General features: G+C 36.9%; 11 protein-coding genes and 1 tRNA gene. 5 read left to right on the plus strand and 7 right to left on the minus strand.

Translation table 11 applies throughout. From position 1 onward, the window contains the following. Positions 1-13: 13 nt before the first annotated feature. The 3 genes from PLZ15_09235 to PLZ15_09245 are packed head-to-tail and all read right to left on the minus strand — an operon-like array spanning position 14 to position 2452. Positions 14-1174 (minus strand): hypothetical protein, encoded by a 1161-nt coding sequence (locus tag PLZ15_09235; protein ID HOI29925.1) that lies wholly within the window; start codon positions 1172-1174, stop codon positions 14-16. Positions 1175-1176: 2 nt separating this feature from the next. Continuing rightward, a complete protein-coding gene (locus tag PLZ15_09240; protein HOI29926.1) occupies positions 1177-2016 on the minus strand; it encodes a serine/threonine-protein kinase in 840 nt (279 codons plus the stop codon). A gap of 22 nt (positions 2017-2038) precedes the next feature. After that, on the minus strand, positions 2039-2452 hold the full coding sequence (locus tag PLZ15_09245; protein HOI29927.1) for a hypothetical protein: 414 nt from the start codon (positions 2450-2452) through the stop codon (positions 2039-2041). A 385-nt stretch (positions 2453-2837) separates the two neighbouring features. On the opposite strand from PLZ15_09245, the gene PLZ15_09250 reads away from it, so the two are divergent. Beyond that, a tRNA-Ser gene (locus tag PLZ15_09250) sits at positions 2838-2926 on the plus strand. A gap of 25 nt (positions 2927-2951) precedes the next feature. Here the strand turns inward: PLZ15_09250 and PLZ15_09255 are convergent. Beyond that, positions 2952-3362, minus strand: a complete 411-nt coding sequence (locus PLZ15_09255; GenBank protein HOI29928.1) for a hypothetical protein — start codon at positions 3360-3362, stop codon at positions 2952-2954. 104 nt (positions 3363-3466) lie between these two features. Between PLZ15_09255 and PLZ15_09260 the strand changes: the two genes are divergently transcribed. Both PLZ15_09260 and PLZ15_09265 read left to right on the plus strand, forming a co-directional pair. Then, positions 3467-5029, plus strand: a complete 1563-nt coding sequence (locus tag PLZ15_09260) for an aldehyde dehydrogenase family protein (GenBank protein ID HOI29929.1) — start codon at positions 3467-3469, stop codon at positions 5027-5029. A gap of 144 nt (positions 5030-5173) precedes the next feature. After that, positions 5174-6895: a PAS domain-containing sensor histidine kinase gene (locus PLZ15_09265; protein HOI29930.1), complete on the plus strand. Its 1722-nt coding sequence runs from the start codon at positions 5174-5176 to the stop codon at positions 6893-6895. On the opposite strand, the gene PLZ15_09270 is transcribed toward PLZ15_09265, so the two are convergent. Genes PLZ15_09270 through PLZ15_09280 form a run of 3 tightly spaced genes read right to left on the minus strand, consistent with a single transcriptional unit; the run spans position 6882 to position 10071 of the window. Beyond that, positions 6882-7097: a PGPGW domain-containing protein gene (locus PLZ15_09270; protein ID HOI29931.1), complete on the minus strand. Its 216-nt coding sequence runs from the start codon at positions 7095-7097 to the stop codon at positions 6882-6884. The genes PLZ15_09265 and PLZ15_09270 overlap by 14 nt on opposite strands. Before the next feature lie 27 nt (positions 7098-7124). After that, positions 7125-7910 carry a hypothetical protein gene (locus PLZ15_09275; protein HOI29932.1) on the minus strand — a complete coding sequence of 262 codons (786 nt, stop codon included), beginning with the start codon at positions 7908-7910 and terminating at the stop codon, positions 7125-7127. Between the two features lie 49 nt (positions 7911-7959). Continuing rightward, positions 7960-10071, minus strand: coding sequence for a prolyl oligopeptidase family serine peptidase (locus tag PLZ15_09280; GenBank protein ID HOI29933.1), 2112 nt, complete (start codon positions 10069-10071; stop codon positions 7960-7962). Positions 10072-10181: 110 nt separating this feature from the next. Between PLZ15_09280 and PLZ15_09285 the strand changes: the two genes are divergently transcribed. Then, complete coding sequence (locus PLZ15_09285) at positions 10182-11222, plus strand: UDP-glucose--hexose-1-phosphate uridylyltransferase (GenBank protein HOI29934.1); 1041 nt, start codon at positions 10182-10184, stop codon at positions 11220-11222. A gap of 194 nt (positions 11223-11416) precedes the next feature. After that, entirely contained in the window at positions 11417-12703 is a 1287-nt protein-coding gene (locus PLZ15_09290) for a Glu/Leu/Phe/Val dehydrogenase (protein HOI29935.1), read from the plus strand. The last annotated feature ends 280 nt before the right edge of the window (positions 12704-12983 follow it).

The following is a 12983-nucleotide window of genomic DNA, read 5'->3' on the forward strand; positions in this document are numbered from 1 at the left end:
TTTGTCAAATTGATTACAGTTGGTTATTAAAATTTACTATAGCCTTTTCCCATGCGATCAACCATGACCCATCATTCTTTGGTTCATCAAGAAAAATTGGGATTTGTTTTAAAATATTCCAGTTGTGCTTTGCATCTCTAATCCATTTGATCACTGAATTTTTATCTACATCGATTGCTTTTTCAATTGAACTGAAAGTTGATAAATACTGCCTCCAACCAAATTTAATCCAAGGTTTAGAATCAATTGATTTAAAATTGTCTAATATTTTATTGGACCAAAAATTTTTTGTAAGTCCGTTATTAATGATATTTAAGTTACTATTCTGAATTCTTAATAAGTCGATTTCTCTTAGGAATCCTAATAATGAGTGTTCAAACCAATATGCTAATTGCCCCTTTCCTTCACTACTTTCATCAAAACGTGATTCGGTAAAACGTCGTAAATTAAAAAACTTACCACTCGCGCAATGATGTGCACCAGCATACTTATACAAGATCATATCTGACGAACAATGAGAAACCAGAATAGGTACGTTTGAAGATTTTAATTCACTAATAAATTTCATCGATCCTAAAATCGTATCCTGATCTCTAGATTCTTTTCTTGGATGAAGATCATTTACAAACACAACATAAAAACCATCTGATTCTGAAGCGGAAATTACAGTAGCGGTTCGCATAATTTTATCTTCATCTGTTAAATCCTTCACATTTATTAGAACTGTTTGATAACATTTTTTTAAGGGATTGTTCTTTTTAATTTGATTTCTCAATGAATCTTTTATCTCAGCACATAATTTATAATAATCCAGACGCCAACTCTTTGACAGAATCACGGGAGAACAAAATGAATCAATATCAAAAAAATTAGCATAGATTGACAATTGATTTATTATTGGGTTCCACCAACTTCGATTATTTAAATCCCCTGTTTCAAAATCAATAGGGAAATATTTGTGAGTTTTCAGCTTACCTCTTTTTGATCTTGGAAAATACAGTTGAGGATCAAATACAATGTCGAATTCTCCTTTTGTTCTAAATAGTGAGACACTATCTTGAATTTCTTTTGGAGTACGATTTAATGGACTTAGGATAATTCCCTTAAAAAGCTCAAGGTCTTTTTCACCAATTAGATTTTCAGTATCATGTCCCATCTGAAAATAAGCAGCCATTTTCACCTCAAATTTTTGAAAAGGTTAAGAAGTTCTTGCGGGTTCTGATATCTTCGATGAGGCCATGGTTCCAGCATCCTTAATATAATACTTACTCCAAGGGAATTCGACAGAGAAACAAATTCAGTAGCACATTTTTTCCTTGATGCAACATTTGATACAGCATCATCATTTGATCCTTTATGATTCTTAAATGGGTGTGTACCATAAAAGCATTCACCAATTACAATCCCAATTGAAAATTGATCAGTTCTCCAATCGATGAGATCTTTTTCATTATTTAGTTGCTCTGGTGATGCATAATAAGGCGAACAGGGACCAGAAGGCAACCAAGTTGGTGTAAGTGATGTGCGATTGAGGTCTCTGGCAATCCCAAAGTCAACTAAGACTGGAATAGTAGAATTGTATCTAAACATAATATTGGCAGGTTTGATATCTCGGTGAACAATATTTTTATCTTTTATATAAACCAAAACTTCAATGAGACTTGTACCAAGTTCAACAATATTTTCTTTTGTTAATCCTGTATTTAATTTCTCTTCTAAAGTTCCACCTCCTAAATATTCTTCAACCGAAAATGAAAAAGAATTAAATGATTTGTCCACAAAGTTTCCGAATTCATATAGTTTGTTGATGAGGGGGCTATCACAAGTAGCAAGAATCAACATTTCTCTTTCGATGCGTCTCAAATCGCTATTGTTCAAATCAATTATTTTTAATGCAAATTCATTATCATGTTGGTCTACAATTTTAAAACATTCTTTGAATCCACCTTTACCAACAAATTCAACTGATTTATAACCTCGTTGTTGGCCAAATTCATTAGCGACGTCAATCAACATCGATCTTTGTATCATTAGGTTTCTATTTGTCTAATAAATCAACGGCTTTTTTTGTTATCTTGACCAAGAAAGGACTATTTTTATTTGCTTGAAAAATAATTTCGATGTTGTCATTGTTTAATGTAAACAAACCAACATTACGAATATTAAATTCTTGTTGGTTTTTTATTGCAGATTTCAAAGATTCAGGAGGAAGTAAAACATAAGAATAATGTGCGAATGATGTGTTTTTATAGGCTTGATGGAGAGCAATTTTCCAATTTTTTAATTTGGCTTCAATTGCAATTATTTCATTATTTGGAGAAAGACCAATAATATCAACTCGGCCTGAAGGGTGACCAAATTCAGTATTTGTTTTTTTGAGTTTTAAGGGTTGTCTTTTTTTTGAAATGTTTTTGCAGAACTTATTTACTAGGTGTATTTCTTCTTTGAACATAAATAAGCTAGAATTTTAATTTAAAATAAAAAAAAACTCGATGGTAAGCAATATTGTTTACAAAAGGTTTTGAATTATTATACAATTGATTTTCTCATCATTGGCAATATTGAAATAAACAAAATAAATCCTCACATTTGTAAAAAGTAAAAGCTATCAACAGGCAAAGTTCTTTTGAGATAACCGAAGCGGTTTATAGGGGAGTGGACACCCTTTACTTTTGCGTTTTGGTTCTCTCATTTTATGTCAAGTTCTTTAAATAATGCTGTAGGTTTTAAGAAACTGCACACTATTTGCATACTCAGGATACTTTTAGACTTGGATTATTTATAAAGTGCAACTAAATTAGACCTTGAAAATTCTCAAAAAACAAAAGAATTAATTCGGAAAGGTGGCAGAGTGGTTGAATGCGGCGGTCTCGAAAACCGTTGTCCGGCTTTCGTCGGACCGGGGGTTCGAATCCCCCCCCTTCCGCAAAGATATTCCGAATATTAATTGATTAAGAATTCTTTAAGAATTTCCTGACTTCAAATACGTCAGCATTTCCCGGATCCTTCTGATATTCATTATATTTATCAATACACCATTGAGTCTCGAGTGAGTTTTTATCTGCTACACTCTTAAGCCAGTTTAATTCAAATATATGAAGCTCATGGTCCGAGAAAGCAATTTTGATACCGTCAATTATAAATGCCCTGGCAATATCAGGATTAGAAAAAGCAGGAGGATCTTCAATTATATATTCATTCTCCAGAAGTTCAGAAATTGCATTGTCGCAAAATACTCTGTCGAAACCCAATATATTCGCAAGCTCGCTTAAACTTCTTCTCTCGTTTTCGGATATGTTTTTATCCTTACCGATCAGAATCAGTAGACCTTTGAAATAATTACTTTTATCCTGTTGTGTCATGTTATCATATCTTTTTATTAATTACAAAATTATGAAATAATTCATAATTTACTATTGCATGTAAGCCTATTATGAATATATCAGTTAATTACCGGGTAAACACAATGACGAAAGAAACTATTTGTTACAATCCGGCGACTGGTGAAGAAATCGGAAGATCTGAACTTCATACCGGAGAAGAACTTAATACGATTATTAAACAGGCGGAGTCCGCTCATAAGGTATGGGAGAAATATCCCCTTAAAAAACGAATAAAAATGATTATTCGGATACGGGATTATATTGTTACCAATGCCGACTTATTAGCAGAAGTAATCAGTTCCGACAACGGAAAAACCAGGCTTGAAGCACTTGCAACTGAAATATTACCGGCCGCAATGGCAGTTTCTTTTTATTGTAAAGAAGCCGGTAAATTTCTAAAAGATAAAAGAATAAAGGGCGGGAATATTTTCCTTTTAAACAAAAGGAGTAAACTTGTAAGAGTTCCCTTCGGTGTAGTAGGTATCATTTCACCCTGGAACTATCCTTTTGCAATTCCGTTCTCCGAAGTCATCATGGGATTGCTTGCCGGTAATTCAATAATATTAAAAACCGCATCAGAAACTCAGATGGTTGGACTTGAACTGAAGAAAGCAATTGAGTATGCAGGACTACCTGAGGGTGTCTTCAACTATATAAATCTACCGGGTAGAATTGCTGGAGACACTTTTCTGGAGAGCGGTATTGATAAATTATTTTTTACAGGTTCGGTTCAGGTTGGGAAATACCTTCTTGAAAAATCGGCTGCTACTCTAACACCATTATGCTTGGAATTGGGTGGTAACGACGCCATGATTGTATGCGATGATGCTGATATCGAGAGAGCTGCTTCGGGTGCGTTGTGGGCAGGATTTCAGAATTGCGGACAGTCGTGCGGAGGAGTTGAACGAATTTATGTTGATGAAAAAATATACAATCAATTTCTTTCCGCACTAAAAAATAAAATAGAGAAACTGGTAGTTACAAAAAATGATTGCTATCGTACACAGTTTGGGTGTATGACTACTACCCGGCAAATCGACACTGTTCAGGAACATATTCAGGATGCTTTAAATAAGGGAGCTAAAGTGTATGCGCAGTCGGGCATCCCGGAAAATACCGGAGCTAACTTTCTTCCTGCCACTGTTCTTGTTGATGTTAATCATGATATGATGGTAATGAAGGACGAAACATTCGGGCCGGTAGTTGGTGTTATGAAATTTAACAGTATTGAAGAAGCGATAAAACTGGCAAACGATTCATACCTCGGCCTTACAGGATCAGTATGGTCAGGCAGTCAGCACAAAGCAGAAAAAATTGCCAGGTGTATTAAAGCCGGTGTTGTTACGATAAACGATCATCTTATGAGTCATGGCCTGGCCGAGACACCCTGGGGCGGATTTAAGCAATCCGGTATCGGAAGGACTCACGGCGAACTTGGATTTGATGAAATGACTCAGACACAGGTAATTGTCAAAGACCTTCTTTCATTTACCAGTAAACAGCTCTGGTGGCATCCGTATAGTAAAAATGTTTATGATGGATTAAAGGGTCTGTTAAATCTTCTTTACAACTCTAAACCCGGAGTTCGAATAAAAGGATTTATTAAACTAATAAGAATTGTGCCGCGTATATTCAGTAAAGAATAAAAAAGAAGATATTCTCTTCATCTTCGTTTAATCCTTATCACAATTGTCTAACTGATTCCATTAATAGTGATAAATGTCACTGTTCAATTCATCCTAAACAGTTACTATTAAAGTGTACTTTTTAAAATACACAGCCGAAAAAAATTGAAAGCAAAGTCAATCATCGAGAATAATCATAATACAATTGAAGCGGGACATATCAACGAAGCGAACAGAAAACACTTAATCAATTCTCTCAGAATAATATCCGTTTTAACAATCATTTCAGGTCTATTTGCGTTGATATTTGAAGTAAAGTATTTCGAAACGGTATCAATTTATGTCTATGCCTGCCGTTTCTATGTTATTGCAATTGCGTTCTGGATCCTCATTCTTTCAAATTTTGAATTTGGGTTCAGACATCCCGGATTAATGATACATACACTTCTTCTGTCAATTCTAATTTCATTCGGTATAGTTATTGTCATATTGCCAAATACACTTGTAGTCAATTCTCAGATTGCAGCTTTAATAGTATTTACATCATCTATTTTTTTAGCCTGGGAAGTTAAAGACCAGATTGTTGTCGCGATCTATTATAACCTGATATTCGGCGCAACGATTCTTATAAACAAAAGTGAGATTTACATTCTGCAAAATGTTTTTGCTTCTGTTTTGTTCGTAATGTTTCTAAGTGTAATTTCGATTGTCATTGCCGCAATGAATTATAAGCACAGGCGGAATTCTGTAATTAATACTCTCAGGCTTTTTGATTCTCAGAAAAAATATAAGGAAATCTTTGAGAATTCGTCCGACGGTATTTTCCAGGCGTCGTTAGAAGGAGAAGTCCTTACCTGCAATTCTTCTTTTAAAATACTTTTTGGTGTGTCCGAAAATGAAGAAATAAATCTTAAAGACGAACTGCTATTCGGTGAGAAGAATTTTGACCAGATTACAAACCGTTTAATGCACAAAAACCAACTGGCTGAGTTTAAGTTTTCTCTTAAAAGCTCATCTAAAAGTGAAAGGCGTTTCACACTAAATTGTAATCTGCGTAATGACTCAAGTCTGGGTAAATATATTATTGAAGGAACACTAAGAGACGTAACTGCTCAATTTAAAATTGAGGAAGCACTAAGAGCGGCAAAAGAAAAAGCGGAAGAATCTGATAAATTGAAGAATGTTTTCCTTTCTCAGGTTTCTCATGAAATAAGAACGCCGATTAATGCAATATTGAGTTCTATTGAATATCTAAGAGAAGAAATGAAAGGATCTGAGAACAGCGATCTAACAACTACTTTCGGGATAATTGATAATGCAAGCAAGCGGATTATCAGGACTATTCACCTTATGCTCGAAATTGCCGAATTGCAAAGCGGTACATACAAGTATTCTCCTTCAACATTTGATCTATATTCAAATTGTATCGTAAAAATTATAAAAGAATTCGATGAACTGTTATATGAACGAAAGATTGTATTGAACGTGCATCGTTTGGCTAAAAATCCAAGTATTCAGGCAGATGAATATTCTGTCTGCCAGATTTTCAGAAATATTATTGATAATGCCGTGAAATATACCATGAATGGGAAAATTGATATTCGTGTTGATAATGATGATGATGGAAGACTTACAATAAATGTTAAGGATACAGGTGTTGGAATCTCGGAAGAGTATCTTACAAATTTATATCAGGTTTTTACACAGGAAGAGCAGGGATTCACAAGGAAATTTGACGGAAACGGATTAGGGCTAACATTAGTCAGGAAATACTGCGACCTTAATAACGCTTCTGTTAAAATAACCAGCAAAAAGCAGGAGGGAACCGAAGTTAAAATAACTTTCCACAATGCGAAACAATTCGCTAATAGTGTTATTTCTTTGTAATAATTTTCGAGAGCTTCTCCTTAAATTTCTCCATTAATCGTTTTGCCCAGATAAATTCGGTCGCAAGAATTGAAAGTCCGACCGGAATCACAATAAATGCCGGCCCCGGCAATACAATCAAAGCAATCCCGATGATTAAAATAGTTGTTCCTACTACCGCAATAATTATTCTCTTTAACTGTTTGAGCGTTTTAATAATCATAAACCTTTCCGGATTAAATTTTGAATTTTATTCTTCCCTCGGATCACCGTAGAGATAATTTCCGGTTACCGTCTTGAATGCATCAGAAGTTTTCTGACCAGGTTTCCCGTCGGTCAATAAATAAATATCCGGAAATTGATTAAGGAACTGCTGGAGCTGCTCACCATATTCTATCCTTCTGGTCGAATAATAAATCAGAGGTCTGCCCGTTTCTGATGCAATACCGGTTTCCAACTCGATTAGATTTTTTTCCACTAATCTCCGGATAATTACGGCGGCACCTATCTGACTCGAAACTGCAGTATCGGACCACCTGCCGTCCGCCACATATTTTCCTCTGATATAATGATTGGACCCGCTCCATAAATAAGGTGATAAGACTTCGGGATGACGGGTTCGATATCCCCAGCCGTTGTATTCTTCAATTTTGTATAAAATACCGGGGATGCTCCAATCGCCCCATGTATCGAGGCGCTGGAGTTTTAATGAGTCCTGTGCACTGTCCTCCCAGGTGAACGGCGGATTACCGCTAACAGGGCGACCTGCCGGAACGTGAGTTGTCCTGTTTGTCAACGGATCCCCGTTATGCAGGTGACAATTAAAATTGAGGGAAGATTCCATATTGTGTAATGAACCGATAACATACCAGGGAATTTTCGATTGTTCAGCAACCGTTTCGTATCTGCTCTTATTATTCACGAGCTTTTGGATAATTCTTTCGATCTCCGGCAGTTTTTCAGTTTTGATCATACACTGATCAAAAAGATTCTGATATTCTTCCTTTAATCCATTTGTTAAATTAATTCCGGGCATATTGACCTCAATTAAATTTAAAAAAGGCGGATCGGTTCCGCCTTAAAAATTAAAAGTCGGGAGTAATTCCCATATTAAAAAACATAAATGCCATCAGGTCGGCCGATAGCTCAATCGACTTTGAAGTACTTGTCCCAGCACCATGGCCCACTTTTGTTTCAATGCGAATTAGAGTAGGATTAATTCCTTTATTATTCTCCTGCAATGTTGCTGTGTACTTAAATGAATGAGCAGGCACAACTCTGTCATCGTGATCAGCTGTTGTTACTAATGTTGCAGGATAATTCTTGTCGGGTTTAATATTATGGAGAGGGGAGTAATCATAGAGGAATTTGAAGTGATCGGGATTGTCGCTTGTTCCATACTCCGGCACCCAGGCCCATCCGATTGTGAATTTGTGAAATCTTAGCATATCCATAACTCCTACCTGCGGAAATGCTACTTTGAAAAGATCCGGACGCTGGTTAATAACCGCACCTACAAGCAGTCCGCCGTTGGAACCTCCCTGAATGGCCAGTCTTTCTGGCGACGTATATTTATTTTTTATCAGCCATTCGGCCGCGGCAATAAAATCATCAAATACATTCTGTTTCTTCTCGAGCATTCCCGCTTTATGCCATTCTTCGCCGTATTCATTACCGCCTCTTAAGCATGCCATTGCATAGACAGCTCCGTTTTCCAGAAGGGGAATCCGGGCAACGGAAAATCCCGGCTGCATTGAAATATTAAATCCTCCGTATGCATATAGTAAAGTCGGATTGCTTCCGTCAAGTTTCAGTCCTTTTTTATGTACTATGAAGAGGGGCACCTTCGTACCGTCCTTACTTACGTAAAATATCTGTTTTGTCTCGTAATCGTTCATCTCAAATTTAACATCTGATTTCCTGAATAATTCCGATTGATTGTTTGTTACATCGTACTTGTAAATAGTTGGAGGATATGTGAATGAAGTAAATGTGTAGAATGTTTCTGTGTCCTCTTTGTCTCCGCCGAAACCGCCGACAGATCCTACAGTCGGCAGTTCTACGTCGTATAAATATTTTCCTGAGGTATCGAAAACAGAGACTTTGCTGTTGGCATCCTTGAGATACGCAATTATAATTTTACCGCCGATTACTGAGATACTCTGCATTACATCTTTACTTTCCGGAATCAGAGTTACCCATTTCTCATTCGACGGATTTTCAGGATCGACAAGGACTATCTTTCTGTTTGGTGCATTAAGATCGGTTTGAACAAGAAACTTATCATTGATATTATCGATAACATAATATTCCGCATCAAACTTATCGAAGAGCCATTTTATCTCCCCGTTATTCACAAGGTCTTTATACATTATTCCGTTATAGCTGGAAGAGCCCTGCATGACGCTTATAATTAGAAATCTCTCATCGTCTGTTACAGAAGATCCAAAGAGTCGTTTCGGATTTTGATTATCCTCAAGTATAAGGAGATCTTCCGATTGTGGGGTTCCAAGTTTATGATAATAGAGTTTTTGAAACTCATTCGCTTGTTTCAGTTCGTCGCCGGCTTTAGGTTCATCATAGCGGCTGTAGAAAAATCCGTCTTCGTACCATGAGGTACCGCTGAACTTTGACCATTTGATATGGTCGTTCAGCACTTTTTTTGAATCCACATCCATCACAAATATTTCCCGCCAGTCGGATCCTCCCTTGGAAATCATATAAGATGCAAATTTGTAATCATTTGAAAAACTGAGTCCAGCAAGGCTCACCGAACCATCACTGGAAAATTTATTCGGATCGAGAAATAATTCCGGCGTACCGCTTAATCCTTTCTGGATGTAAAATACACTCTGCTCCTGCAGTCCGTCGTTCTTGGAAAAAATATACTTATCGCCAATTTTATATGGTGCGGAGTACTTTTCATAATTCCACAAATCTGTAAGTCTATCCTTTATTCTATCTCTGTATGGAATTTTATCAAGGTAATCGAAAGTAATTTTGTTCTGCTCCTCAATCCATTTCTTAGTTTCCGGGGAATTGTCGTCTTCAAGCCACCGGTAAGGGTCCGCTACAATTGTTCCGTGATAATTATCCTTGTGATCTACCTTCCTTGTATCAGGATATTTGATTGTTTGTGCTGAAATAGTAAACGAGATAAGAAAAAGCAAAATAGAATATTTCAAAAGTCTGTTCATCAATTCACCTTTCTTTATTTTATTGGATAAATTTCATATGCTTGTTTGTAAAATAGAACAGTTTAATAAATAATTCAAAACAGAATATTCGGGATAATGGTTAAAAAAAAATGGAACTGAATGAATTACCTCACAAGAGAAAAAACATTTTAACCGGCGAGTGGACTCTTGTCTCGCCGCATCGCTCAAGAAGGCCGTGGCAGGGCAAGATTGAAACAGTTCAAAAGAAGAATGATGTGATATATGATCCCTCCTGTTATTTATGTCCCGGAAATTCCCGGGCGGGTGGTCATATTAATCCGGTATATGATTCTACATTTGTATTTGAAAACGACTTCAGCGCACTGCTTATCGATTCAGGTGAAAAAGAAGTAAATGAATTCGATCTTCTGGTTGCTAGTTCTGAACCCGGTATCTGTCGTGTCATCTGCTTTTCCCCGAATCATAACCTTTCTCTTGCCGAAATGAATAAAGCGTCGATTCTTAAAGTAGTGGATGTATGGATAAATGAATTCAAAGAACTCGGCAGTCACGATAAAATAAATTATGTTACTATTTTCGAAAACAAGGGTGAACTTATGGGATGCAGCAATCCACACCCGCACGGACAAATATGGGCCGAATATTCAATGCCTAATGAACCTAATAAAGAGTCTCTTCAGCAAAAAAAATATCTGGATGAAAAAAAATATTGTCTCCTCTGCGATTACCTAATTCACGAAAAGAAAAAAGGGGAGAGAATAGTTTATGAAAACGCGGGTTTTGTTGTTATGGTGCCTTTCTGGGCCGTATGGCCATTTGAGACGATTGTAATTCCAAAGAAACACAATCAGAATTTTCTTGATCTGGACCTGAAAGAGAAAGAATTTCTTGCAGACGCACTTAAAGTAATAACTGTGAAATACGATAATATTTTTCAGAATTCTTTTCCATATTCGATGGGATTCCACCAGGCACCGACGGATGGAAAGGATTATAAAGAATGGCACTGGCATATTCACTTTTATCCGCCTCTATTAAGGTCGGCAGAAATTAAAAAGTTTATGGTCGGATATGAAATGCTGGCTCAGCCGCAGCGGGATTTAACTCCCGAAAAAGGGGCTGAAATGCTCAAAAATCTGTCCGATTCCCATTATTCGGAAAGAGGTTGATTAAACCGGAAAAGTGAATCTTTTATTCCCTCTATTCATCCCCATTTTGTTTGTTTAAGAAGTCAATACTGTCTATTTTTCACATGTAAATTTTAGGACTTGGATTGTAAACGAGCCATAGGTTAACACAAGGGAAGTTAATCTGATTGGTTCTCCAGGTTGATTATAAAACATAATTCAGTCCGAGGTTATCAATGGCAAGTAAAGAATTTAATCCCTTTGAAATGGCACAAGCACAATTTGACAAAGTTGCCGAGATATTAAATCTTGATGAAGCAACACGTCAGCTTCTCCGCAATCCGTTAAGAGAATATCATTTCAGTATTCCTGTAAAAATGGATGACGGAACATCAAAAGTATTTAGAGGATTCAGAGTTCAGCATAATGATGCACGCGGTCCTGCAAAAGGCGGCATCAGATTTCATCCCCATGAAACTGTCGATACAGTTAGAGCTTTAGCAATGTGGATGACGTGGAAATGTGCAGTTGTAAATATACCGTTAGGCGGTGGTAAGGGCGGAGTAATTTGCGACCCTCACCATTTAAGTATGCAGGAACAGGAGCACATCTGCCGCGGATTCGTAAGACAGATGGCAAAGAATGTAGGGCCGATTAATGACGTTCCGGCACCGGATGTTATGACAAATGCTCAGCATATGTTATGGATGTTAGATGAATTTGAAGCTATCCATGGTGCAAAATATCCCGGTTTTATTACAGGTAAACCGGTTGGTATGGGCGGTTCTCTCGGAAGAACTGAAGCAACAGGTTACGGAGTAATTTATACGGTACGCGAAGCTCTCAAAGAATTAGGTATTAGACCGGAAGATACTGCTGCAGCAGTTCAGGGATTCGGTAATGTTGCTCAGTATGCTATCGAACTTTATCAGAAACTTGGTGGAAAAGTAATCTGCGTTTCCAGTTGGGATCAAGCTGACCAATGTTCTTACACATTCAGAAGGAAATCCGGAATTAATCTTCAGGAACTCTTAAAAATTACAGATAAGTTCGGCGGTATTGATAAAGTTAAAGCGAAAGAATTAGGTTATGAGGTTCTGGACGGCGATGCGTGGATTGAACAGGAAGTAGATATACTTCTCCCGTGCGCGCTCGAAAATCAGGTAAGAGGCGATAATGCTGTTAAGATCTCTAAAAAAGTGAAAATTATGGCTGAAGGTGCAAACGGCCCAACCACACCTGAAGCTGATAAGATTATACAGGAAAAGGGAATTTTTGTTATTCCTGATTTCCTTGCAAATGCCGGTGGTGTTACATGCAGTTATTTTGAACAGGTTCAGTGTAATATGAATTATTATTGGGAAAAGGATGAAGTCCTCGGTAAACTCGATACTAAAATGACGGCTGCTTATCTCGCAGTTAGCGAACTGGCAAGGAAAAGAAAACTCTACATGAGAGATGCTGCTTATGTTATTTCCATCAGCCGTGTTGCTCAGGCATGTAAAGACAGAGGCTGGGTTTAATAGACCGATCCTCTAAACCTTTCGTATTTAATATCCGGGAATTGAGAAAACAGTTCCCGGTTTTTTTAAAATCCGGTTACTAAGTATTATCCTTTCACACCTTCAGCAATATTAAATTCTACTTTTTAAACAAACAGTTTTAGACCGTGTTATTTTTTACCTAAAATAATTTGTAAGTTTGCAGCAAATCTCTGTCCATTGATAAACAATAATCCGGTTTGAAAGAATCATATTATATTTTACTTTTCAAATAACTAGTATCTGTAAACGGAATCGGAGC

The sequence above is a fragment of the Melioribacteraceae bacterium genome (genome assembly GCA_035362835.1).
GTDB lineage: Bacteria > Bacteroidota > Ignavibacteria > Ignavibacteriales > Melioribacteraceae > DSXH01.